General features: G+C 70.7%; 20 protein-coding genes, 1 tRNA gene and 1 pseudogene. 12 read left to right on the plus strand and 10 right to left on the minus strand.

Going from position 1 to position 22,358, the window contains the following annotated elements; all coding sequences use genetic code 11:
* The first annotated feature begins 3 nt into the window (after positions 1-3).
* From VGU65_RS04390 to VGU65_RS04410, 5 genes are all read left to right on the plus strand, one after another.
* Positions 4-1,053 (plus strand): AsmA family protein, encoded by a 1,050-nt coding sequence (locus VGU65_RS04390; RefSeq protein WP_327473215.1) that lies wholly within the window; start codon positions 4-6, stop codon positions 1,051-1,053.
* Entirely contained in the window at positions 1,050-2,108 is a 1,059-nt protein-coding gene (gene mutY / locus VGU65_RS04395; protein ID WP_327473216.1) for an A/G-specific adenine glycosylase, read from the plus strand. Before VGU65_RS04390 ends, mutY begins: the two co-directional genes overlap by 4 nt.
* A gap of 112 nt (positions 2,109-2,220) precedes the next feature.
* Positions 2,221-2,499: an oxidative damage protection protein gene (locus VGU65_RS04400; protein ID WP_327473218.1), complete on the plus strand. Its 279-nt coding sequence runs from the start codon at positions 2,221-2,223 to the stop codon at positions 2,497-2,499.
* A 67-nt stretch (positions 2,500-2,566) separates the two neighbouring features.
* Positions 2,567-2,642, plus strand: a tRNA-Phe gene (locus tag VGU65_RS04405).
* Between the two features lie 167 nt (positions 2,643-2,809).
* Positions 2,810-3,355, plus strand: a complete 546-nt coding sequence (locus VGU65_RS04410; RefSeq protein WP_327473220.1) for a lipocalin-like domain-containing protein — start codon at positions 2,810-2,812, stop codon at positions 3,353-3,355.
* Between the two features lie 4 nt (positions 3,356-3,359).
* Here the strand turns inward: VGU65_RS04410 and VGU65_RS04415 are convergent, their stop codons facing one another.
* Positions 3,360-4,223: a LysR family transcriptional regulator gene (locus VGU65_RS04415; protein ID WP_327473222.1), complete on the minus strand. Its 864-nt coding sequence runs from the start codon at positions 4,221-4,223 to the stop codon at positions 3,360-3,362.
* Positions 4,224-4,370: 147 nt separating this feature from the next.
* Positions 4,371-7,964: a hybrid sensor histidine kinase/response regulator gene (locus VGU65_RS04420; protein ID WP_327473224.1), complete on the minus strand. Its 3,594-nt coding sequence runs from the start codon at positions 7,962-7,964 to the stop codon at positions 4,371-4,373.
* 139 nt (positions 7,965-8,103) lie between these two features.
* On the opposite strand from VGU65_RS04420, the gene lexA reads away from it, so the two are divergent.
* From lexA to VGU65_RS04440, 4 genes are all read left to right on the plus strand, one after another.
* Positions 8,104-8,703 carry a transcriptional repressor LexA gene (gene lexA, locus VGU65_RS04425; protein ID WP_327473226.1) on the plus strand — a complete coding sequence of 200 codons (600 nt, stop codon included), beginning with the start codon at positions 8,104-8,106 and terminating at the stop codon, positions 8,701-8,703.
* Positions 8,704-8,869: 166 nt separating this feature from the next.
* Positions 8,870-9,541, plus strand: coding sequence for a translesion DNA synthesis-associated protein ImuA (imuA, locus tag VGU65_RS04430; protein ID WP_327473228.1), 672 nt, complete (start codon positions 8,870-8,872; stop codon positions 9,539-9,541).
* 10 nt (positions 9,542-9,551) lie between these two features.
* A complete protein-coding gene (locus VGU65_RS04435; protein WP_327473230.1) occupies positions 9,552-10,955 on the plus strand; it encodes a Y-family DNA polymerase in 1,404 nt (467 codons plus the stop codon).
* Positions 10,952-14,041, plus strand: a complete 3,090-nt coding sequence (locus VGU65_RS04440; RefSeq protein WP_327473232.1) for an error-prone DNA polymerase — start codon at positions 10,952-10,954, stop codon at positions 14,039-14,041. Before VGU65_RS04435 ends, VGU65_RS04440 begins: the two co-directional genes overlap by 4 nt.
* Before the next feature lie 87 nt (positions 14,042-14,128).
* Here VGU65_RS04440 and VGU65_RS04445 read toward each other — a convergent pair whose 3' ends face one another.
* The gene (locus VGU65_RS04445; RefSeq protein ID WP_327473234.1) at positions 14,129-14,791 is read right to left on the minus strand and encodes a UdgX family uracil-DNA binding protein; all 663 of its coding nucleotides are present in this window, start codon (positions 14,789-14,791) and stop codon (positions 14,129-14,131) included.
* 154 nt (positions 14,792-14,945) lie between these two features.
* Positions 14,946-15,821: a LysR substrate-binding domain-containing protein gene (locus tag VGU65_RS04450; protein ID WP_327473236.1), complete on the minus strand. Its 876-nt coding sequence runs from the start codon at positions 15,819-15,821 to the stop codon at positions 14,946-14,948.
* A 96-nt stretch (positions 15,822-15,917) separates the two neighbouring features.
* Here VGU65_RS04450 and VGU65_RS04455 point away from each other — a divergent pair, with 96 nt between their 5' ends.
* Positions 15,918-16,937 carry a YeiH family protein gene (locus VGU65_RS04455; protein ID WP_327473238.1) on the plus strand — a complete coding sequence of 340 codons (1,020 nt, stop codon included), beginning with the start codon at positions 15,918-15,920 and terminating at the stop codon, positions 16,935-16,937.
* 12 nt (positions 16,938-16,949) lie between these two features.
* Here the strand turns inward: VGU65_RS04455 and VGU65_RS04460 are convergent, their stop codons facing one another.
* Positions 16,950-17,810: a class I SAM-dependent methyltransferase gene (locus tag VGU65_RS04460; protein WP_327473240.1), complete on the minus strand. Its 861-nt coding sequence runs from the start codon at positions 17,808-17,810 to the stop codon at positions 16,950-16,952.
* Between the two features lie 34 nt (positions 17,811-17,844).
* Positions 17,845-18,534, minus strand: coding sequence for a tRNA (adenosine(37)-N6)-threonylcarbamoyltransferase complex dimerization subunit type 1 TsaB (tsaB, locus tag VGU65_RS04465; protein ID WP_327473242.1), 690 nt, complete (start codon positions 18,532-18,534; stop codon positions 17,845-17,847).
* Between the two features lie 149 nt (positions 18,535-18,683).
* Here tsaB and VGU65_RS04470 point away from each other — a divergent pair, with 149 nt between their 5' ends.
* Positions 18,684-20,132, plus strand: coding sequence for a DHA2 family efflux MFS transporter permease subunit (locus VGU65_RS04470; protein ID WP_327473244.1), 1,449 nt, complete (start codon positions 18,684-18,686; stop codon positions 20,130-20,132).
* Between the two features lie 58 nt (positions 20,133-20,190).
* Here the strand turns inward: VGU65_RS04470 and VGU65_RS04475 are convergent, their stop codons facing one another.
* Positions 20,191-20,514, minus strand: a complete 324-nt coding sequence (locus VGU65_RS04475; RefSeq protein WP_327473245.1) for a hypothetical protein — start codon at positions 20,512-20,514, stop codon at positions 20,191-20,193.
* 162 nt (positions 20,515-20,676) lie between these two features.
* Between VGU65_RS04475 and VGU65_RS04480 the strand changes: the two genes are divergently transcribed.
* A complete protein-coding gene (locus VGU65_RS04480) occupies positions 20,677-20,985 on the plus strand; it encodes a 2-hydroxyacyl-CoA dehydratase (protein ID WP_327473247.1) in 309 nt (102 codons plus the stop codon).
* A gap of 67 nt (positions 20,986-21,052) precedes the next feature.
* Here the strand turns inward: VGU65_RS04480 and VGU65_RS04485 are convergent, their stop codons facing one another.
* The 3 genes and pseudogenes from VGU65_RS04485 to VGU65_RS04495 all read right to left on the minus strand — a co-directional run.
* Positions 21,053-21,823, minus strand: coding sequence for an isocitrate lyase/PEP mutase family protein (locus VGU65_RS04485; protein ID WP_327473249.1), 771 nt, complete (start codon positions 21,821-21,823; stop codon positions 21,053-21,055).
* A 155-nt stretch (positions 21,824-21,978) separates the two neighbouring features.
* On the minus strand, positions 21,979-22,134 hold the full coding sequence (locus VGU65_RS04490) for a hypothetical protein (protein ID WP_327473251.1): 156 nt from the start codon (positions 22,132-22,134) through the stop codon (positions 21,979-21,981).
* Between the two features lie 79 nt (positions 22,135-22,213).
* Positions 22,214-22,358, minus strand: a pseudogene (locus VGU65_RS04495) (IS481 family transposase); the annotation flags it as partial.

Consider the following 22,358-nt stretch of genomic DNA (forward strand, 5'->3'; position numbering starts at 1 on the left):
GCGATGACCCGCCGGTTGCGCCTCGCATTGCTGGGACTGGCCGGGGTGCTCGCCGCCGGCCTGGTCGCGCTGCTGGTCACGGTCTACCTGCTGCTGCAGCCGGATCGCTTCACCGCGATGCTGCAGCAACAGGCGCAAGCCGCCGGTCTCGAGCTCAGCCTGGCCAGCCCGGCCAGCCCTACGCTGTTCCCGCGCCCGGCGCTGGAACTGCAGGGCCTCACCCTCACCGCGCAAGGCGCCAGCATGCCGATCCTGCTGGCCGCCAGCGGCCGCCTCGCGCTGCCCTGGCGCACGCTTTTCGGCGGCCCGACAGTGATCTCGCGTCTGGAGATCGATGCGCCCCGGGTCGATTTGGACGCGCTGCAGGCGTGGCTGTCCGGCATGCCGCCGCGGCCGGCCAACGCGCCGCCCAACATTCCGCGCATCGACACTGGCGTGCGCATCGCCCGCGGCACGCTCGTGCGCGGCAACCAGCTGCTGCTGCGCGACTTCTCGCTGGACGCCGGCAGCCTGCTCTCGGGCCGGGCGTTTCCGCTGGTGGTCTCGGCCAAGGACGCCGAAGGCACGCCCATGCAGTTGCGCCTCACCGCCACGCCGCGCATCCAGGGCAACGCGCTGCAGCTGAACGACATCGACCTGGACTTTACCCAAGGCGCCACGCTGTCCATGCGCCTGACCGGCGAGGCACACTGGCACGGCGCCGCCGACGCGGCGGCCACGCTGGCCGGTTCGCTGGAGCATGCGGACGCCGGCCGCTACGAGATGTCGCTGCACCTCACGCCGGCCAACCAGAACGATCCGCTGCTGCTGGCGCTCAAGCTCGACGGCCCGGGCAACCATATCGACCTGCGCCTGCCGCCGCTGGGAGTCGCGCAGTGGTGGACGCGCATGCACGACGAGCATGGGCCGCAGCTGGCGGCGCCGCCGGGCAGCGGCCACCTCGACGCAACCAGCCTCGACCTTGGCGGCGTACGCGTTGAGGGCCTGCGGCTGGAACTCACGCCCTCGCCCGCGGCGAGCGGTCCTGCTCCCGCCACCAGCACCTCCCGATGACCTCCACGCTCGCTGCCCACCTGCTGCCCTGGTTCGACCGCCACGGGCGCCGCGACCTTCCCTGGCAGGCGCCGGCACCCGAAGGTCGCCGCGACGCCTACCGCGTTTGGTTGTCCGAAGTGATGCTGCAGCAGACCCAGGTCGTCACGGTGATCCCCTACTTCCTGCGCTTCACCGAGGCTCTGCCGACCCTCCCCGCGCTCGCCGCCGCCTCGGAGGACCAGGTGTTCGCGCTCTGGTCGGGCCTGGGCTACTACCGGCGCGCGCGCTTCCTGCATCGCGCCGCGCAGCTGTGCGTGGAACGCCACGGCGGCGAACTGCCACGCGAGTTCGATGCGCTCGCCGCGCTGCCGGGCATCGGCCGCTCCACCGCCGGCGCCATCCTCGCCCAGGCGCATGGTCTGCGCTTCCCCATCCTCGATGGCAACGTCAAGCGCGTGCTTGCGCGCTTCCACGGCATCGAAGGCCTGCCCGGCACGGCCCCGATCGAGAAGAAGCTGTGGGAGCACGCCGACGCCCACACCCCGCGCGAGCGCGTGGCCGATTACACCCAGGCCATCATGGACCTGGGCGCCACCCTCTGCGTGCGCTCGCGCCCGCTGTGCCCGGCCTGCCCGCTTTCCGAAGCCTGCATCGCGCGCCGCGAAGGCCGCACCGCCCAGTTGCCCACGCCCAAGCCCAGCAAGGTGCTGCCCACGCGCCATACCACCATGCTGGTGCTGCGCGATACCGGCGGACGCGTGCTGCTGCAGCGGCGCGGGCCCCAGGGCGTCTGGTCCGGCCTGTGGAGCCTGCCCGAAGCGCCGGACCACGACTCCGCGTGGCGTCTGGCGCAGAATCACGCGCAGTTGGACGATGCGCAGGCGCTCGCGCCGTTCGTGCATGTCTTCAGCCATTACCGCCTCGCCGTGGAGCCACTGCTCTTCGACGGCGCGACAGCCCACCCTGCCATCGCCGATAATCAGACCCTGCGCTGGTGCGCCCACGACGAATGGCCTGACCTGGGCCTGCCCGCCCCGGTGCGCAGCCTGCTCGAGACCCTGGTCTCAGCCTGATCCCTCCGTCCCGGGCACAGGCCAACGGCGCTCGAATCCACCCCAACCGTTCGTCCCGAGCGTAGGCCGCAGGCAGATGTCGAAGGACGCTCCAAAGTCCCCGGAAACCACCATGCCCCGCACTGTGCATTGCGCCAAGCTCGACATCGACGCCGAAGGCCTGGACTTCGCCCCCTGGCCCGGCCCGCTCGGCCAGCGCGTCTACGAACAGGTGTCCAAGCAGGCCTGGCAGCAGTGGCTCGCTCACCAGACCATGCTGATCAACGAATACCGCCTCAATCCGCTGGAGGCCAAGACCCGCCAGTTCCTCGCAGGCGAGATGGAGAAATACTTCTTCGGCGGCGGCGAAGTCGCCCAGCCGGCCGGCTACGTCTCCCCCGACGAACCTTGACGCACGCGCGCGCATCCGCTTAAATGCGCGGCTCCACGCAGCACGCCCCGCGCGCTGCCCTCTTCCTGGCCGGGTAGCTCAGTTGGTAGAGCAGGGGATTGAAAATCCCCGTGTCGGCGGTTCGATTCCGTCCCCGGCCACCATCGAAGATGACTCAGCCCGCCCTTTCGGCGGGCTTTGTTTTTGCCCGGTGTCCAGCAGGACAGCGAGCCATTCGATTCGACCATGGCTGAAATGCGGTTTGGCCCCCTGTTGGCCGGCGTGGCGCGACTACTAGTCTGCGCGTGCTTCCCTATCCATGAGGATTGCCATGCAAGCCTATCGAAACCTCGTTCTTTTCTGCGTCGCGGCCCTGGCGCTGGCCACCACGGCGGTGCATGCGGCACCGCAGGGCAAAGCGGCTCCTGCCGGTGCGATGTCGGCATCGGTACCCGGTTGGCTGGTCGGCGCGTGGACGCTGGTCCGCTGCGACAACGTCTATCCCGGCGGGCACCGCGTGGAACTCTATGGCCATGACCCGCAAGGCCGCTGGATGATCGACGCGCAAGGCCATTACATGATGCTGATCGCCCGCGCCAAGCGCATGCCGTTCGCCACGGGCGACAAGTCCAGGGGCACGCCCGGGGAATACCGCGCCGCGTCGCTGGATGTGAACGCGCACTACGGCAGCATCGCCATCCAGGGCGACAAGATGACCACGCACATCGAGCAGGCCTCGTTCCCCAACTGGAACGGCCGCGGCGCAACCACCCACTACACCCGCGACGGCGACCAGCTCACCTACATCGTCGCCAAGCCCAGCAGCGGCGCGTCGGATGGTGCCCACGGCGAAGTGGTGTGGCGGCGGGTCGACTGATCCGCTAGCCCTGGGCCAGCTGCCTGAACGCGCCGGCCAGCGCGTGCAGTGCCTGGCGTGAACGGTGGTCGTTGAGCGCTGTGTAGAGCACCACGTCGTGGCTGGGCAGCGGCGGCAGCGACAAGGCCGATCCCAGATCGGCGGTACCGCCCGGGGCCGCGCGCCGGGCGAGCACCGCAATGGCGAGCCCGGCCGCGGCAGCCGCTCCGAGCACCGCGGCGCCCTTGCCGATGAAGACCTCGGTCCAGGCCACGCCCGCCTGGTCCAGTGCGCGCACGGCGGCGGCACGGATCGAACAGGATTCGCCCTGGGTCGACAGCGGCAGCGGTTCGCCCGGCCGCGGCCGCCAGCCGGCGGCACCGACCCAGGCGAACTGCTCCTTGTAGATCGTTTCCCCCTGGGCATGCCGGCCTTCCGGTTGCACTACCAGGGCGGCATCGAGCGTGCCCTCTTCGTAGGCCTGCATGACTTCGCGCGACCCGGCCACCCGCAACTCCAGCAGCAGGTGCGGATCGTGCTCGCTCATGTGGCGCAGCAACGCCGGCAGCTCGCTGCCGACGATGAGCTGGCTGATGCCGACGGTGAGTCGGCGCCGTTCGATCTTGAACGATGCCATCGCCCGCTCGTGCGCACCCATCAGCGAGCGGGCCGCCTCGAGGAACAGCGCGCCCTCGGCGGACAGCCGCACCTGCCGCGGCGTGCGTTCCAGCAAACGCCGGCCCAACTGGTCTTCCAGCCGCCGCAGCTTGAGGCTGATGGCCGACTGCGTGGTGGCCAGGGCAGCTGCCGCGCGCGTGAAGCTCTGCAGGTCGGCGGTGAGGACGAACGCGTTGACCGCATCCAGATCGAGCGCTTTGGAAGGCTTCATCGCGGAGAAGGCCGGGGAAGGATGGAATGCTTACCGAAGCGGTTTCAGGAGCGCCGCTTTTTCCCATGATCCGGATGTCGCCGCCGAACACAAGCTCCCGCGCAGGCGCCAAGCGCAGGGCGGCCCGCCCCGTTCGCTGCGCGCCGGTCAGGCGGGTACGCTGGCCTCGAGGGCAACCGCCTGCGGCACCAGCCGCACGAAGAGTTCGGCAAGCGCCTCGCCGCTGAACGGTTTGCGCAGGAACGCATCCATCCCCGCCTCGTGCGCGCGCGCCTCTTCGTCGCCGCCGGCGCGGGCCGTGATGGCGACGATCGGCATGCGCTGGCCGGGCTCCTCGCGCTGGCGCACCAGGCGGGCGACCTGGAAGCCATCCACGCCGGGAAGGTCCAGGTCCAGCAGCATGACGTCGAAGGAGGACTGCTCCAGTTCGGCCAGCGCACCCAGCCCGTTGGCGACGTAGCAGACGCGATGGTGCTGGCGCTCGAGCTGGCCGCGGATCACCGCCGCGACGATGGCGTCGTCTTCCACCAGCAGCACGCGCAGTGCGCGGCCGAGCGGCGCGTGCGCGGCGGGCAGCGCAGCGGCGGCCCCCTCGGGCGGCTGCAGCGGCAGGCGCACGCGGAAAGTGCTGCCGTGGGCCAGGCGCGATTCCAGCTCGATGCTGCCGCCCATCATGCCGACCAGCTCGCGGCAGATCGCCAGGCCCAGGCCCGTGCCGGCTCGCCGCTGCGGGCCGTCGACCTGCTCGAAACGCTGGAACAGGCGTGCCCGCGCCGATTCGGGAATGCCCGGACCGGTATCGGTGACGCTGAAGACCAGGCCCTCGTTGCAGCGCAGCGCGCGCAATTCGACGCTTCCGTACTCGGTGAACTTGAGCGCGTTGTGGGTGAGGTTGAGCAACACCTGCTTGATGCGCACCGCGTCGCCGACCACCCGCGACGGCAGGTCCTCTGCCACCTCCACCAGGAAGCCCAGGCGCTTGGCCTGCGCGTGGCCCAGCTGCAGCTGCGCCACGTCCTCGACCAGCTGGCGCGGATCGAACGGCGCAGGCTCGAGGTTGAGCCGCCCCGCCTCGATGCGCGCGACGTCCAGCGCATCGTTGAGCAGCTTGAGCAGCATGCCGCCGGAACGCTGCATGGCCAGGGTATATTCGCGCTGCTCGGGCTTCAGCGGCGTGGCCAGCAGCAGCTCGGCCATGCCCATCACGCCGGTCATCGGCGTGCGGATTTCGTGGCTGAGCGTCGCCAGGAACTGGGTCTTGGCGGCGCTGGCCTCCTCGGCCAGGCTGCGCTGCTGCTCGGCCAGGGCGATGCGGTGGCGCTGCGCGATGCGCCGGCGCCACACCCACAGCACCAGCCACACGGTCAGCGCCAGCGTGAGGGCGTAGCCCAGCCAGGCCCACCAGCGCGCCCACGGCGGCGCTTCGACGTGGATGCGCAAGGGCGCGTCCAGGTGCGCCCAGGCCCCGCCGGCGCCGGCGGCCATCACCTGGAGCGTGTAGTCGCCGGCACCCAGGCCGGCGAACTCGCGTTCGCCACGGCTGTCGACATCCACCCAGCTGCTGTCCAGGCCATCGAGCCGGAACCGGTAGCGGTTGGCGGAAGGGTCGACGTAGGAAAACACCCGCGCCTCGATACCCAGCTCGCGGTCGCGCCAGTCCACCTCGATCGGGCCCGGACCCAGCGGCAGATCGACCAGGTGACCGTGGCGACGCACCCGAACGCGGGTCAGCGCCAGCTGCGGCACGGTCGCCTGCTCGCGCACGCGATCGGGATTGAAGGCGACCACGCCGCCCAGCGTCGGCGAGTACAGGTTGCCGTCGGGCATCAACGCATAGCCGCGGGCGAATTCGGTGTTGCTCAGGCCGTCCTGCAGGCCGAACGAGCGGAAGTGGCCCGAATCCGGGTCGAAACGCCACAGGCCGCCGCTGCCGAAGATCCACACGCGCCCGCGCGCGTCCACGCGCATGTCGACAACCACGACCGAGGGCCAGCCTTGCGCCATGTCCACGCGCCGCGCCAGCGCCAGGCCGTCGCCGCGGTAGCGGTAGTGCTCCAGCCCGTCGGGGGTCGCCAGCCACAGGCCATCGGGCGAGAAGCCGAAGGCTTCCACCGAGACGCCGGTCGGCCCGCCAGGCACCGGCTCGAAGAAGGTGTGCGTGGGGTCCAGCCGCATCAGGCCGCCTTCGCTGGCGTAGAAGAACGCGCCGCGGTCGTTCAGCGTCATCTGCGCGCCCCAGAGCATCTTGTCGTCGGCGTGTCGCATCGGCACCGGGGCGACAGCGAGGGTGTCCGGATCGATCCGGAACAGGCCCTCGCCGAAGGTGCGCACGTACAGACGTCGGTCGGGGCCGGGCTCGACCTCCAGTGGATGGCGGATCATCGCCCCGTCCGGATCGACGCGGTCGGCCTGGTTGCCCTGGGCGCGGTAGAGCGCGCCCTGCACGGCCACCCAGAGCTTGCCGCCGTCGCCCTCGGTCATGCCGACCACGTCGCCGCGCAGGCCCGAGAGCACGTGCTCGACCGCACCGGTATAGGGATCGAGCCGGTCCACGCGGCCGCCGCGCTCGCCCACCCAGACGTGCCGTCGATCGCGCCCGCGCGCCATCGTGGTGGCGACCGAGTCGCGCAGGCTGGCGGGGTCGTCCGGGATGTGCGTGTAGCGGCTGAAACCGTACCAGCCCGGCGCCAGGTAGGCCACGCCGCCGTCGAGCATGGTCACCCACAGGCCGCCTTCGCGATCGACGTAGAGCTGCCACACCCAGGTGCCGGGCAGGTTGCCGTAGAGGACAGGCCGGTCCATCACCGGAATCACCGGGTCTTCGGGCCGCTGCTGCAGGAACAGCCCGCGCTGGGTGCCGATCCATAACCGGCCGTCGTGATCGCGGGTGCTCACCATCACGTTGGTGTCGGGCAGCTGGTTCTCGGCGAAGCGGTGCGCCAGGCCATCGGCGCCCACCACGAGCAGCCCGCGCACGGTGGCGATGCGCACCTCCTCGCCGTTGCCGTCGATGTGCCAGGCATCCACGGTCTGCTCCGGATCGGCCGGCAGCACGCGGTACCAGCTGCCGTCCGGATCGCGCCGGAACAGGCCATGGCTGCTGCCGGCCCATAAACGCTGGTGCGGATCGACGTAGAGCGAGGCCACTTCGCCGAAATCGGCAGGCGTGGACCCGAGCAAGGGGTTGACCACGTGTTCGAACTGCCCGTCCGCGCGCATCCGGTCCAGGCCGTATCGCGTGCCCACCCAGAGGCTGCCGTCGGCCGTCTGCGCCAGTGCCCAGACCTTCTCGCTCACCAGGCTGGCCGGATCGGCCGGGTCGTGGGCCCAGTGCTGGAATGTGCCGCTGGCCGCATCGAAGCGGTTGAGGCCCGCGTCCAGTCCGCCGGCCCACAACCGGCCCTGCGTGTCGATCAGCAGCGAGGAGATGCCATTGCCATACAGCGACCCGGGGTCACCGGCCACGTGGCGGTAGGTCCTGAACTCCACGCCGTCGAAGCGGGCGATGCCGTTCTTGGTGCCGAACCACATGGTGCCGTCCGGCGCCTGCACCGCGGTGTAGACCAGGCTGCTGGGCAGGCCGTTGGCGCTGCCGTAGCGGCGGAACTGCGGGGTCGGCAATGCGCTGGTCGAGAGGGTCCCGGCCGGCAGCGAGGCGGGCACGTTCACGCCTGCCGCGGGCGCGCCGAGCAGCAAGCCAACGCCCAGCAGCAAAGCGGACACCATGAGTTTCCCCCACATGCTTGAAGTCCGTCGTGGACGTATCGCAGTCCCCTGGGTCTTCACGCCTTTGGCAAGCCGCCGGATTCCCCTTCACGAAATGATGCCAAAAAGCCCACCCCTGCCGCGACCTTCCCCGATGTACTAAGATTAGTAAACCATGACCCCGATCCGCCAAGCTCTGCTCGATTACCTGCACCGGCACATCGCCGCGCACGGCTACCCGCCCTCGCAGATGCAGATTGCCGCGGCGCTGGGGCTCAAGCAGAACCGTTCCGCGCGGTTGCACCTGGAGGCGCTGGCGCGCGAGGGCCACCTCGAGCTGGTGCCCGGGCAGGCGCGCGGCATCCGCCTGCGCCAGAGGCCAGCCGTCGAGACGCTGCAGGTGCCGCTGCTCGGCCGCGTGGCGGCGGGGCGGCCGATCGGCTCGGACGCGCAGGTGCGCCGTGAGGTCGCGCTGGATGCTTCGTTGTTCCGGCTCAGGCCCGATTACCTGCTGGAAGTGGTCGGCGACTCGATGCTGCTCGACGGCATCCTCCCAGGCGACCTGATCGGCGTGCACCGCACGCCCGAGGCGCGTCATGGCCAGACCGTGGTGGCGCGGCTGGAGGGCGAGTTCACCGTCAAGCGGCTGGAACGCAAGGGCGCCCGCATCCGCCTGCTGCCGCGCAACCCGGCGTACGCGCCGATCGAGGTGGATCCGCGCGCCGGCGACTTCGCCATCGAAGGCCTGTTCGCGGGGCTGGTGAGGTCTGGCTGATGGACGCCCGTGCAGGCCGTGGCGGGCGCATGCGCCTCCCGGCGGCGGCCAGTAGGGAAGGCCGCGCTCCGTTCGCCCCCACCCGCCCTTCGAGTACCTTCCCCCGCAGGTGGAAGCCTTGCCGAGCGGTCGCCTCGTGCGCAGCCCACCCTACGGGTATGCACGCATGAACAGCGTCGTCGCCCTCGACAGCCTGCTCGACGCCCGCCGCCTGTGGCGTGGCCAGCCGCAGGCGCGCCCATCCTCGCGCCAGCCGACCGGCTTCCCCGCGCTGGATGCCGTACTGCCCAGCGGCGGCTGGCCCGAGGCCGCGCTGAGCGAGGCACTGCTGCCGCTGGACGGCATCGGCGAGCTGGCTCTGCTGTGGCCCACGCTGGCGCGGCTCACGCAAGCGGGCGGTCTGGTCGCGCTGGTCGCACCGCCCTACCTGCCCTTCCCTGCCGCCTGGGCCAACGCCGGCGTGCGGCTGGACCGTCTGCAAGTGGTGCGCGCCGAACCGCGCGACGCGGCCTGGGCCGCCGAACAATGCCTGCGCTCGGCGGCCTGTGCCGCCGTGCTGTGCTGGCCGCAGCAGCCGGACGACCGCACGCTGCGCCGGCTGCAGCTGGCGGCGGAAACCGGGCAGTGCCTGGGACTGGCGCTGCGCCCCTCCTCGGCCGCCGCGCACGCCTCGCCCGCGGCGCTGCGCCTGGCGCTCGAAGTGCGCCCGCCGCAATTGCGCGTGCTCAAGTGCCGCGGCGGCAACCCGCCGGCACGGCCTCTGTCCTGGCCGCTGCCGGTGGGCGAATCGCCGGCGCCTCCGAATGACCCGCGTACCGCCGTGCCGGACCGCGCCTGAGGCACGCGCCATGCTGTGGGCCTGCATCCTGCTGCCGCAACTCGCGCTCGACGGCGTGCTGCGCCGCCATGCCGCGCCGGACGAGCCGCTGGTGCTGGTCGAAGGCCCGGTGCAGCGGCGCATGCTGCGCGCGGCCAACGCCGCGGCGAAGGCGGCGGGCCTGCGTGCCGGCATGCCGCTGGCCACCGCGCAGGCGATCTGCGCGCGCTTCGCCGCGGTCGAGCACGATCCGGCCGAGACCGGGCGCTGGCACGATTTCCTCGCCGCCTGGGCGTATCGCTACGGCGCCCAGGTCAGCCGGCAGATGGCCGCGTCGCTGCTGATCGAGGTGGAGGCGAGCTTCCGCCTGTTCGGCCCGTGGCCGCGCATGGAAACCCTGATGCGCGAGGAACTGGCCGCGCTCGGTTTCCGCCATCGCATCGCGCTGGCGCCCAACCCGTGGGCCGCACGTGCCCTCGCCGGCGTGCACGACGGCCTGGCGATCACGCACGACGCGCCGCTCAAGCAGGCGCTCGGACAGTTGCCGGTGGAGCGCGCAGGACTTCCTCCCCAGGCGGCCATAAGCCTGCGCCGCATGGGCCTGCGCCGGCTGGCCCAGGTCTACGCGCTGCCGCGCGCGGCGCTGGGCCGGCGCGCGGGCACCGACACCCTCGACCAACTCGACCGCCTCGCCGGTGCACTGGCCACGCCGCTGGACTGCTACCAGCCGCCCGACCATTTCGAATCGCGCATCGAGTTCAACTACGAGATCGGCGCCACCGGCCAGCTGCTGTTCCCGCTGCGGCGCCTGACCGGTGATCTCGCCGCCTACCTCGCCGGCCGCGACGGCGGCGTGCAGCGTTTCGTGCTGAAGCTCGAGCACGACCGCGGCGCCGCCACCGAAGTGCCGGTCGGCCTGCTCGCGCCCGAGCGCGACGCCGCCATGCTGTTCGAACTGGCCCGCGGCCGGCTCGATCCCGTGCAGCTGGCCGCGCCGGTGCGCGCGCTGCAACTGATCGCACGCGAGCTGCCGCCATTCGTGCCTGCCGGACGCGACCTGTTCGACGTGCGCCCGCAGCAGGCGGTGCCCTGGGAGCAACTGCGCGAACGCCTGCGCGCGCGGCTGGGCGACGAGGCCGTGCACGGCCTGGCGATCCACGCCGACCACCGCCCCGAACGCGCCTGGCGCGACCACGGCAGCAGCGACACGCCGCCGCCCCTGCCGCGCCCCGGCTGGCTGCTGCCCCAGCCGATCCCGCTGCGCGAACGCATCTCGCGCATCCTGGCCGGCCCCGAGCGCATCGAAAGCGGCTGGTGGGACGGCGAGGTGCGGCGCGACTACTACGTGGTCGAGACGGAAGCCGGGCAGCGGGCCTGGGCGTTCTGTCCCGCCGGCGAACGCGCGGGCTTCATGCTGCACGGGTGGTTCGCATGAGCCTCCCCGACTATGCCGAACTGCATTGCCTTTCCGCCTTCAGCTTCCAGCGAGGCGCGTCGGTCGCCATGGAGCTGTTCGAGCGCGCCAAGGAACAGGGCTACGCCGCGCTGGCGATCACCGACGAATGCACCCTCGCCGGCATCGTGCGCGCACTGGAAGCCTCGCGCGAAACCGGCCTCAAGCTGATCGTCGGCAGCGAATTCCAGTTCGACGGCGGCCCCAAGTGCGTGCTGCTGGTCGAGAACCGGCAGGGCTACGCGCGGCTGTGCCAGCTCATCACCGCCGCCCGCCGCCGCGCGCCCAAGGGCAGCTACAAGTCGCTGCGCGAAGACCTCGGCGACACCGAAGGCCTGCTCGCACTGTGGCTGCCCGGCCAGGAGCCGGACGCAAGCGAAGCCGCGTGGCTGAAGGAGCGCTTCCCCAGCCGCTGCTGGCTCGCCGTGGAGCTGCATCGCGGTCCCGACGACGACGCGCGCCTGGCCGCGCTGCGTGCCCTGGGCGAGCGCCTGAGCCTGCCGCTGGTCGCCGCCGGCGACGCGCACATGCACGTGCGCGCCCGCCGCCGGCTGCAGGACGTGATGACCGCGATCCGCCACCACACCACCGTGGCGCAGGCCGGCCATCGCCTGTTCCCCAACGGCGAGCGCCACCTGCGCACGCGACGCGCACTCGCGGCCATCTATCCGTCCGAATTGCTGGCCCAGAGCGTGGCTATCGCGCAGCGCTGCGTATTCGAGTTGGACAAGATCGAGTACACCTACCCGCACGAGCTGGTGCCGGAAGGTCACACGCCGACCACCTGGCTTCGGCAGCTGGTCGAAGAAGGCATGCGTTGGCGCTGGCCGGGCGGCGCGAAGGCGCAGTGGCGCGAGCAGATCGAGAGCGAACTGGCCCTGATCGGGACCAAGCAATACGAGTCCTACTTCCTCACCGTGCAAGACATCGTGCACTTCGCGCGTTCGAAGGAGATCCTCTGCCAGGGCCGCGGCTCGGCGGCCAACTCGCTGGTCTGCTACGTGCTCGGCATCACCGAGGCCGATCCCGAAACGAGCAACCTGCTCTTCGAGCGCTTCATCTCGGCCGATCGCGACGAGCCACCGGACATCGACGTCGACTTCGAGCACGAGCGGCGCGAGGAAGTGCTGCAGTACGTGTTCAACCGCTACGGCCGCGACCGCGCCGCGCTCACCGCGGTGGCCACCGAATACCGTGGCCGCGGCGCGGTCCGCGACGTGGCGCGCGCACTGGGCATGTCGCCGGAGCTTGCCGGCGAACTGTCCGCCACGCTGGATCGCTGGAGCGGCGAAGTGCCGCCCATGGACCGCTTGCGCGAACGCGGCTTCGATCCGGACACGCCGCTGATGCGCCAGGTACTCGCCCTCACCGCGCAGCTGATCGGTTTCCCGCGCCACCTCTCCCAGCACCCGGGCGGTTTCATGATCTCCGAGCACCCGCTCTCGACGCTGGTGCCGGTGGAGAACACCGCGATGGACGGGCGTACGGTGATCCAGTGGAACAAGGACGACCTGGACACCATGCGCATGCTCAAGGTCGACTGCCTCGCGCTGGGCATGCTCACGGCGCTGCGCAAGACCTTCGACCTGCTGAGAGCGAACGGTCGCGGCGACTACACCATCGCCGGCATCAACAAGGACCACAAGGACGACAAGCCCACCTACGACATGATCAGCCGCGCCGACACCATCGGCGTTTTCCAGATCGAATCGCGCGCACAGATGGCGATGCTGCCGCGCCTGAAGCCGAAGGAGTTCTACGACCTGGTGATCGAGGTGGCGATCGTGCGTCCCGGCCCGATCCAGGGCGACATGGTGCATCCCTACCTGCGCCGGCGTAATGGCGAGGATCCGGTCGACTACCCTTCGGAAAAGCTCAAGAAGGTCCTGAAACGCACGCTGGGCGTCCCCTTGTTCCAGGAACAGGTGATGCAGATCGCCATGGAGGCTGCCGATTTCACGGGCAGCGAAGCCGATGCGCTGCGCCGCTCGATGGCCGCCTGGAAACGCAAAGGCGGACTGGAACCGCATCGGGACAAGTTGCTCGCCGGCATGCTCAGGAACGGCTACACCCGCGACTTCGCCGAGCGCCTGTTCGAGCAGATCAAGGGCTTCGGCAGTTACGGCTTTCCCGAATCGCACGCGGCGAGCTTCGCCCTGCTCGCCTACGTGAGCAGCTGGCTCAAGTGCCACGAGCCGGCGGCGTTCGCCTGCGCGCTGATCAACTCCGCACCAATGGGTTTCTACTCGCCCGACCAATTGCTGCAGGACGCGCGGCGGCATGGCATGCGCACGCTGCCCATCGACGTGCGCCACAGCGACTGGGACTGCTCGCTGGAGCCCGAGCGCGACGCGCGCATGCAGCCGGCGATCCGCATGGGGCTGCGGCTGGTGCGCGGCTTCTCCGAATCGACTGCAGACGCCATCGCAGCAGCCCGCAAGCAATGCCCGTTCGCCGACGTGGCGGACCTGTGCGCCCGCGCCAGGCTCGACCGCCGCGACCAGGCCCTGCTCGCCGATGCCGGCGCCCTGCGCGCGCTGGCAGGCCATCGCCATCGCGCGCGTTGGGCGATCGCCGGGGTTGAGCCGCAGCTGCCGCTGTTCCCCGGCTGCACGCCCGAGAGCGAGCCGGTCACGCTGCCGTTGCCGACCCGCGGCGAGGACCTGCGCGCCGACTACGCGCTCACCGGCACCACGCTCGGGCCGCATCCGCTGCGCCTGCTGCGATCACGGCTGCGCGCGCAGCACTACCGAGCCTCCAACGAATTGCCCGACCTGCCCAACGGCCGTCCCGTGCGCGTCGCCGGGCTGGTCACCCTGCGCCAGCAGCCGCAGACCTCCAGCGGCGTGGTGTTCGTGACGCTGGAGGACGAGCACGGCCTCACCAACGTGGTGATCTGGCGCCGCGTGGTCCTGCGCCAGCGCCGCGTGCTGCTCGCCTCGCGGCTGCTCGCGGTGGAGGGGCACCTGGAAAGCCAGCACGGCGTGCAGCACCTCATCGCACGCGAGCTCGAGGACCTGACGCCGCTGCTGGGAGAGCTCGACGTGCGATCGCGGAATTTCCATTGATCCGGAGCAAAGGCCTCCCCCTCTCCCCAACCCTCTCCCCCGGCGGGGCCGGGGGAGAGGGCTGGGGAGAGGGGGAGGCTTTTCGCCCTAGCCCAACCTCTCCAGCGCCTGCGTCACCGCCCGCAGATCCGCAACCAGCTCATCGAACGCCTGGTGCCGCTTCTCCTCCTCCGGCATGCGCAACACGGCCGATGGATGCCAGGTCGCCAACCCTTGCGCACCCTCGCCCAGCGGACGCCATACCCCACGCTCGGCGGTGATGCGGAAGGTATTGCCGAACATCGTGTGCGCCGCCATCGCACCCAGGCCGACCATCAGCTTCGGCTTCACCCGCAGCAGTTCGGCCGCCAGCCACATGCGACAGGCGGCCTGCTCGGCGGCATTGGCGCGCTTGTGCAGCTTGGCGGTGCCGCGCATCTCGTACTTGAAATGCTTGACGGTGTTGGTGAGGTAGAGCGTCGCGCGATCCAGCCCCGCCTCGCCCAGCGCGCGATCGAGCAATTGCCCGGCCGGCCCCACGAACGGCACGCCTTCGCGATCCTCGTGCAGGCCAGGCTGCTCGCCTATCAACATCACCGATGCGCTGGACGGCCCCTGGCCGAATACGGTCTGCGTGCCGTAGCGCCACAGCGGGCAGGCGTGGCAATCGCGGGCCTTACGCCGCAGCGTGGTGAGCGCGCCGGCCGGCACCTCGTCCACCGGCTTGGCCAGCGGGACGCCGAAGGGGTTCTTGGCCGGACGCGTGGGCATGGCCACCGGACGCTAGCGGCGCTGGGGTGAATCCGCCGGCAAGGGTGCCGCTGCTTGATCCACACGACCTAACCCTATCCCTGCGGACTCAGGGGAAGGATCAAACCGTCCACTCATGAGCCTTCCCCCGAATGCAGGAAGGAAAGGGACCCGGCTAGATCGTGCGCAGGAAGGCTTCCAGCAAGGCGCTACGGTACTTCTGCCGGTGCAAGAGCAGCGAGAGCGTGCGCTTGAGGTCCAGGAACGGCGTCTTCAGCGCCACCAGCCGGCCGGTGGCCAGCGCATCGGCCAGCGCCACCTCGGGCAGGCAGGCCAGTCCGAAACCCGCGGCGACCGCCTGCTTGATCGCTTCGATCTGGTCCAGCTCCAGCACCGTCTCGCCGGGCGGCAACTGCGCCAGCACGCGCTCGCTGGTGGCGCGCGTGGCCGAGCCAGGCTCGCGCAGCACCCAGCGTGCGCCGGCGAAGTCCGCCGGCTTGAGCGAGCGCTTGCGCACCAGCGGGTGGTCCGGCGCCGCGCACACGCGCAGCCGGTCTTCGCGCCAGGGCTTGAGCTCCAGTTGCGGATGCGCGACCAGGCCCTCCACGCAGCCGAGGTCCAGCGCGTGGTCCAGCAACAGCGCAGCGATGGTGTCGGTATTGGCCACGCGCAGGCGGATCGCCACCTGCGGCTGCGCGCGCACGAAGTCGCCCAGCAGGTCGCCGACCAGGTAGTTCCCCACCGTATTGCTGGCGCCGATGCGCAGCTCGCCGGCAAGCGCATCCGCGTCGCCTTGGCCGATGCGGGCCAGTTCCGCATGGCGTTCCAGCAACTCCTGCGCGCGCGGCAACAGTTCGCGGCCGCGCGCGTTGAGGCGCAGCCGCCCGCGCTCGCGGTCGAACAGCGGTGCGCCGAGCTGCCGCTCCAGTTCGGCCAGCGCCATGCTGGCGGCGGGCTGGGTCAGGTGTACACGCCCGGCGGCGGCGCGCAGGCTGCCGTGCAGCGCGGTCTGCACGAACACGTCGAGCTGGCGGGGCGTGATGTTGAGCATCAGCCAATCTTATAGCAGCCATCAGGAATGCAAAGTTTTCCTGATCCTTTGCCATACGGACAATGCACGCATCGTTTTCAGTACGCGCATACCCCGATGAGTGCCCTTGCCGCCCCCACCGCTCCCACCCTGTCCGACCGCCTGCCCGGCCTGGGCCTGGCGCTGGCCATCGCGCTGGCGGCCTGGTGGCTCGGGCATCGGGCGCCGCTGGTCGGCGGGCCGGTGATCGGCATCGTGCTGGGCATTCTCGTGCGCAACACCGCCGCGCCCGGGCCGCGTTTCGCGCCGGGCATCCAGTTCGCCGGCAAGCAGGTGCTGCAGTGGTCGATCATCGCGCTGGGTTTCGGGCTCAGCCTCGACCAGGTGGCGAAGACGGGGCTGGAGTCGCTGTCGGTCACCCTGGTCACGATGAGCACCGCCTTCCTCGCCGCCTGGGGCCTGGGTCGCGCGCTCGGCGTGCACGATCAGCTCAAGGTGCTGATCGGCGTGGGCACCGCGATCTGCGGCGGTTCGGCCATCGCGGCGGTGACGCCGATCATCAAGCCCGACGAGCACGACACCGCGTTCGCCATTTCCACCATTTTCCTGTTCAACGTGGTGGCGGTGCTGCTGTTCCCGCTGCTGGGCCATCTGATGCACCTGTCGGACCTGGGCTTCGGGCTCTGGGCCGGCACCGCGATCAACGATACCTCCTCGGTGGTCGCCGCCGGCTACAGCTACAGCCACGCGGCAGGCGACTACGCCACCATCGTCAAGCTGACCCGCGCCACGCTGATCATCCCGGTCTGCATCACGCTGGCGGTGATGGTGGCGATGCGCGAAAAGAAGAAAGGCGCCAGCGACTTCAGCCTCAAGCGCATCTTCCCGTGGTTCATCCTGTGGTTCCTGGTCGCCTCGGCGGCGCGCACCGCCGGGCTGGTGCCAGTGGCGATCCAGCCGTCGATCCACGGCGCGGCGGAGTTCCTGATCATCGTGGCGCTCACCGCGATCGGCCTGTCGGCCAACCTGCGCAAGATGATCGCCAGCGGCCCGCGACCGATCCTGCTGGGGCTGGGCGTGTGGGCAGCGGTGGCGGTGAGCAGCCTGCTGGTGCAACTGGTGATCGGGCGGCTCTAGACCGGGTGGTCCTCAGCCGCTGCGGAACACCGCCGGCCGATGCAGCTCCCACGCGTCGGCCGCCTGCAGCCAGGGTTCCCGCGCGACGGTCGCGGTGCATGGCCCCAGCGTGCAAATGCGCAGCTCGCGGATGGACGCCTCGGCCTCGAGCCGGTCCAGCACCTCGCGCAGCATCGCGCCCTTGAAGGGGGTGTACAGGTAGAACACCGTGCCGGCCGAAAGGTCGGCCGTCCGCGCATCGCCCTGCACGAAGCCCACCCGATCCAGCTGTAACGCCTGCGCGCAACGCCGGGCGCTCTGGACGTAGGACGCCTCCCACTCGATGCCGATGCAGCGTGCGCCGCTGCAGATGCCGGCGATCAGCGCGACCTGGCCCAGCCCGGAGCCCAGGTCGATCAGCACGTCGTCCGCGCCCAGCCCGGTGCGGGCAAGCAGGTCGAAGATGTGGCGCGCAGGCGTGGGCTGGTAGAACACCATTTCCTGCGAGAGCCCGGCGAGCCGGCCCTGGGGCGCCTCGATCTGCAGGACGCCGCTGACCAGCGTGTCCAGGTGGTCGTAGCCGTCGCCGGCAGTGGCGCCGTCTGCCGCATTCGGATCCGGGCCGGCCACGCGCGCATGCCCGAGCAGCGCCTGCGCACCGGCGCCGCGCCGGATGTCCTGGCGGATACTGCGGTGCAGCTGGTCATCGATGGCCTCCAGGGCGGCGCACAAGGCACCGATGCGCTCGTGCAGGCCCGCCTCCGCAGCCGGCGCGCCGAGGCGATGGTTTTCCAGCCGGTCGAGCGCCGCACCGCGCTCGCGCAGGCGGCCGGGTTCGAGCAGGGTGCGATCCCGTTCGATCTCCCCGAGCAGGTCGTGCAGTGCCCGGCTCACCCCACACCCCCGGCAACGGCAGGTGGCAGCACGCTCAAGCCCTGCCTTGCTCCGCCAGCGTCAACGCCACCTTGTCGCGCAGGTACACCGGCAGCGCCTGCTCGGCCGATACGGCGCGGCCGGCGCGGAACTCGCGCACGGCGAGCTCGGCGACATGGCGGGCCTGCGGATAGCGCTCGCCGTGAGCCTGCACGAGCGCGCCGGTGAGGCGTCCGCGCAGCACGTCCGCATAGGTCGACCAGCCGCTGCCGACGATGATCCACCGATCGGCTTCCGGAAGCTCCAGCGCCTGCGGCAGGCACACCCGCTCCTCGTCCAGCGCGACCAGCCCGCCGGCGGCGTCGTGGCGGTAGCAGGCGGCGTAGACCTCGCCCATGCGGGCATCGATCACCGCCAGGATCGCCGGCTCGTCCTCCGGCGCCTCCAGCGCCAGGGCGGCGAGCGAGGACACCGGCACCACCGGGCGATCCAGCGCGAGCGCCATGCCCTGCGCCAACGCCACGCCCAGGCGCACGCCGGTAAACGCGCCGGGGCCGCGGCCGACCGCGATGGCATCCAGCGCGTGCCGGCCGATGCCGGCCTCGGCGAGCAGCGCGTCAGCCATCGGCAACGCGAGTTCGGCATGTCTGCGGGGTGCCAGTTCGCTGCGAGCGATCACTTCCTCGCCGTGGACGAGGGCGACGGAGCAGGCTTCGGTGCTGGTTTCGAGGGCGAGCAGGTTCATGAGCGCAGATTGTCGCATCCGCGCCGGCCTCGCGGGAAAAGGCCGCCGACGCGGCATGTCGATCCGCTGACCGCCCACGCGTCGTGGAGCACAAGCGTGATTCCCCCCACCCGTCTCTGCCATGCGCGCCGCGCCCAAGGAGTCCGAACATGCCGACCGCCTCCACCGCTTCACGCGACAGCCGCTGGCTCGCGCTCACCGTGCTGTGCCTGGGCGTGCTGATGATCGTGCTGGACACCACCATCGTGAACGTAGCACTGCCCTCGATCCGCGCCGACCTCGGCTTCTCCGAGGCCACGCTGGCCTGGGTAGTGAACGCCTACGTGCTGACCTACGGCGGCTTCCTGCTGCTGGGCGGGCGGCTGGGCGACCTGTTCGGACACCGGCGGCTGTTCCTGCTCGGGCTCACGCTGTTCACGGTCGCCTCGCTGGCCTGCGGCATGGCGCACTCGCGTGAATGGCTAGTGATCGCGCGCGGCATCCAGGGCCTGGGCGGCGCGGTGGTCACGGCGGTGGCATTGTCGCTGATCATGGACCTGTTCACCGAACCGGCCGAGCGCGCCAAGGCCATGGGCGTGTACGGCTTCGTCTGCGCCGGCGGCGGCAGCGTGGGCGTGCTGCTGGGCGGCCTGCTGGTGAGCACGCTGAGCTGGCACTGGGTGTTCCTGGTGAACCTGCCGATCGGCCTGGCGGTGTTCGCCGCCTCGCTAAGGCTGCTGCCGGCGATGCACGGCAGCAGCGATATGCGCCATCTGGACGTGGGCGGCGCACTGGCGGTCACTGCCGCGCTGATCCTGGCGGTGTACGCCGTGGTGGGCGGCAACGAGGCCGGCTGGCTGTCGGCACGCACGCTGGGCATGCTGGCCGGAGCGGCGATGCTGTTCGTGCTGTTCCTGGCCATCGAGGCGCGCGTGCGCGCGCCGCTGGTGCCGCTGACCCTGTTCCGCCTGCGCAACCTGGCGATCGCCAACGTGGTCGGCGTGCTGTGGGCCGGCGCGATGTTCGCCTGGTTCTTCCTTTCGGCGCTCTACCTGCAGCTGGTGCTGGGGTACGGGCCGATGCAGGTGGGCCTGGCCTTCCTGCCGGGCAACCTGGTGATGGCGGCCTGCTCGCTGGGCCTGTCCGCGCGCATCGTGATGCGTTTCGGCATCCGTCGCCCGCTCGCCGGCGGCCTGCTGGTGGCGGCGATGGGCCTGGCGCTGTTCGCGCGGGCGCCGGCGGACGGGCGTTTCCTGATCGACGTGCTGCCGGGCATGGTGCTGCTGGGCCTGGGGGCGGGCATCGCCTTCAACCCGGTGCTGCTGGCAGCGATGGGCGACGTCCAGCCGCGCGACTCCGGCCTGGCTTCGGGCGTGGTCAACACCGCCTTCATGATGGGCGGCGCGCTGGGCCTGGCGGTGCTAGCCAGCCTGGCCGCCGCGCGCACCGGGGCGGCGCTGGACGCCGGCGCGGCCCAGGCGGTCGCGCTCAACATGGGCTATCGCACGGCATTCCTGGCCGGCACCGGCTTTGCGCTGCTGGCGGCGTTGCTGGGCGGCACGTTGCTGCGCCCTCGCCCGGCCCTGGCATCCGGCGATGCGCCCGCCGCGGCGCACTGAGCGGGTCGGGCCCGTCCGCCCGCTGACCGGGACGGAACCCTGCCCGCGCCGCGGGCGGTCAATGGTCGCCCCTGTCCTCGGCCGGGTCTTCGGGACCGAGCGTAGGCGTCACGCGGTTGGCTTCTTCGCGGTAGTCCGCATTCGCCTGCCGGCCCCCCAGCAGATCGTCGATCGGATCCTGCTCGACGCCGCCGCGGTTGGGGTCGAGGGCGGCGGTGCGGTCATCGGCCCACTCGAGCGTGTCCAGCCGCTCACGCCGGATGTCATTGAGGTGGCCGCCATCTTGGTGCGGCGCGTCGGCTGCGCGGGTCGGTTCCGCGGCGCCGGCCCGGGATGGCTTGCCGCGAAGCCCGTGACCGGCCTGTTTCGGTTGCCTGTTCATGGCCGTGCTCCTTCTAAGTGGAGCGAGCATCCCGCGCACGGCGTCGCCACCGCGAGAAGCCGGGAGCCTGAGTTGGAGGCATCCGCCCGCAGGCGATGCGGTGGCCCGAGGCCGAGGCGCACGGCGGCTGGTCTGGCAGCATGGTCACCGGCCCATGCAAGAATGAAGCATATTGAACGTGCGCCTATGAAGCCCAGCAATTACGACTTTCGCCAGTTTCAGGAAGACCTCGCCGCACTGGACCGCAAGAGCGAACCACAAGCCAAGGAGAGGCATATGCCAAGGAATGCATCATCCGGAGACCGTTTGGCCCAGGCCAGGGCGGAATTCATGGTCCTGTGTGAGCGCTACTCGCTGACCGTGGCCGACGTGGTGGCCTTCTTCCCGGAAGAGCAAGGAATCGCCTACCTGCAAGGCCTCATCGCCGGGCAGGAGGCCAAGGGCAAGCGTCGCCCTAAGAAGCCGGGCTAGCCGGCGAGCTTAGCCCCAGGCCACAGCGTCCCTTGGTGGAAAGGATCTGCCCGTCGACGCGAGGCGCCTACCCGGCCATCGCGTCCCTGGCGGCCTCGGTCACCCAGTGCATGGCGCCGCGGTAGGGACCGGGGCCGTGGCTGATGCGGGCCACGCCCAGCTCGGCCAGGCGGGCGCGGCCGGGGACCCCGGGCATCGCCATCACGTTGATCGGCAGTGGCGAGGCTTCGGCCAGGCGGGCGATGAGCGGCGCGGCGACCACGCCGGGCACGAACAAGCCGTCGGCGCCGGCATCGGCATAGGCACGCGCACGCTGCAGCGCTTCCTCCACCATGGCCATGTCGTGCTCCTCGGCCGGCTTCTGGAAGAACACGTCCGTACGCGCGTTGATGAACATCGCCACGCCTGCGCCCTGCGCCGCGCGGCGCGCCGCCTCCAGTCGCACGGCCTGTTCGCCGGTATCGCGCAGGCGGCCGTCCGCAGGAAAGCTGTCTTCCAGGTTGCAACCGATCGCGCCGGCCGCCAGCGCCGCCGCGACGGTGGCGCCGACCTGGCCGGGCGCATCGCCATAGCCGCTTTCCAGGTCGATCGTCACCGGCTGCGCTACCGCAGAGACGATCCTGCGCAGGTTATCCAACGCGAACGCAAGCGGCAGGCATTCGCCGTCCCTGAAGCCGTTGGCGGCGGCGACCGACCAGCTGCCGGTGGCGATCGCCTTGGCATCGGCCGCGGCGACGGCACGCGCGCTGCCGGCATCCCATGCGTTGAAAAGCACCAGCGGCTGGCCGCGCACGTGCAGGGAATGGAACAGCCGGGCCTTGTCGTTTTGCGTGGTCACTGTGGGTCTCCATGATGGGAATTGCAGGTCAGCCTAAGCCACCGAAGAGGCGCGCGTTACTTGCCGGCTGGCGCCACGGCCGCAAAGGCAGCGCTGGCCCAGGTTCAACTTGGAAAGCGGTCCGGCTCGTGCAGGAGGCGAGCGGGGCGGGCGGTTCAGCCTCGCTGCGATGCGCTGGCCGATGCGTGCGCCTCCTTGAGTTTCACGGCGCAATCGTCACAGCACACTTCCACGGCCTGCCCGCCGATGCGCACCTGGATGGCATTCTCGTCCAGGTCGCAATCGCAGGCCGCGCAGGTCTTCTCGCTCATGTCGGTCTCCTTGAGCCCCCGATGGGCTGGGGACAGTAGACCCCGCAGCGGACCCGCGCGCTGTCGAAAACTTTAGGGACTAGCTGTGTAAACCCACCAGGTTGTTCATGGTGATGCGGGTGATTGGGGCCCGGTAATCCAGGCTGGCGTGTGGCCGATGCCAGTTGTACTGGTGTAGCCAGGTCAGCCAATGGGCGGCGCGCTGGGCAGAGTGCTCGTAGCTG

The sequence above is a fragment of the Frateuria sp. genome (genome assembly GCF_035943815.1).
In the GTDB taxonomy this organism is placed as follows: domain Bacteria; phylum Pseudomonadota; class Gammaproteobacteria; order Xanthomonadales; family Rhodanobacteraceae; genus Frateuria_A.

What these genes read in the sequence shown, in the direction of transcription:
- VGU65_RS04390 (WP_327473215.1), top strand. Translation starts at nt 4, where the DNA reads ATGACCCGCCGGTTGCGCCTCGCATTGCTGGGACTGGCCGGGGTGCTC.
- mutY (WP_327473216.1), top strand. Translation starts at nt 1,050, where the DNA reads ATGACCTCCACGCTCGCTGCCCACCTGCTGCCCTGGTTCGACCGCCAC.
- VGU65_RS04400 (WP_327473218.1), top strand. Translation starts at nt 2,221, where the DNA reads ATGCCCCGCACTGTGCATTGCGCCAAGCTCGACATCGACGCCGAAGGC.
- VGU65_RS04410 (WP_327473220.1), top strand. Translation starts at nt 2,810, where the DNA reads ATGCAAGCCTATCGAAACCTCGTTCTTTTCTGCGTCGCGGCCCTGGCG.
- VGU65_RS04415 (WP_327473222.1), bottom strand. Translation starts at nt 4,223, where the DNA reads ATGAAGCCTTCCAAAGCGCTCGATCTGGATGCGGTCAACGCGTTCGTC.
- VGU65_RS04420 (WP_327473224.1), bottom strand. Translation starts at nt 7,964, where the DNA reads ATGTGGGGGAAACTCATGGTGTCCGCTTTGCTGCTGGGCGTTGGCTTG.
- lexA (WP_327473226.1), top strand. Translation starts at nt 8,104, where the DNA reads ATGACCCCGATCCGCCAAGCTCTGCTCGATTACCTGCACCGGCACATC.
- imuA (WP_327473228.1), top strand. Translation starts at nt 8,870, where the DNA reads ATGAACAGCGTCGTCGCCCTCGACAGCCTGCTCGACGCCCGCCGCCTG.
- VGU65_RS04435 (WP_327473230.1), top strand. Translation starts at nt 9,552, where the DNA reads ATGCTGTGGGCCTGCATCCTGCTGCCGCAACTCGCGCTCGACGGCGTG.
- VGU65_RS04440 (WP_327473232.1), top strand. Translation starts at nt 10,952, where the DNA reads ATGAGCCTCCCCGACTATGCCGAACTGCATTGCCTTTCCGCCTTCAGC.
- VGU65_RS04445 (WP_327473234.1), bottom strand. Translation starts at nt 14,791, where the DNA reads ATGCCCACGCGTCCGGCCAAGAACCCCTTCGGCGTCCCGCTGGCCAAG.
- VGU65_RS04450 (WP_327473236.1), bottom strand. Translation starts at nt 15,821, where the DNA reads ATGCTCAACATCACGCCCCGCCAGCTCGACGTGTTCGTGCAGACCGCG.
- VGU65_RS04455 (WP_327473238.1), top strand. Translation starts at nt 15,918, where the DNA reads ATGAGTGCCCTTGCCGCCCCCACCGCTCCCACCCTGTCCGACCGCCTG.
- tsaB (WP_327473242.1), bottom strand. Translation starts at nt 18,534, where the DNA reads ATGAACCTGCTCGCCCTCGAAACCAGCACCGAAGCCTGCTCCGTCGCC.
- VGU65_RS04470 (WP_327473244.1), top strand. Translation starts at nt 18,684, where the DNA reads ATGCCGACCGCCTCCACCGCTTCACGCGACAGCCGCTGGCTCGCGCTC.
- VGU65_RS04475 (WP_327473245.1), bottom strand. Translation starts at nt 20,514, where the DNA reads ATGAACAGGCAACCGAAACAGGCCGGTCACGGGCTTCGCGGCAAGCCA.
- VGU65_RS04480 (WP_327473247.1), top strand. Translation starts at nt 20,677, where the DNA reads ATGAAGCATATTGAACGTGCGCCTATGAAGCCCAGCAATTACGACTTT.
- VGU65_RS04490 (WP_327473251.1), bottom strand. Translation starts at nt 22,134, where the DNA reads ATGAGCGAGAAGACCTGCGCGGCCTGCGATTGCGACCTGGACGAGAAT.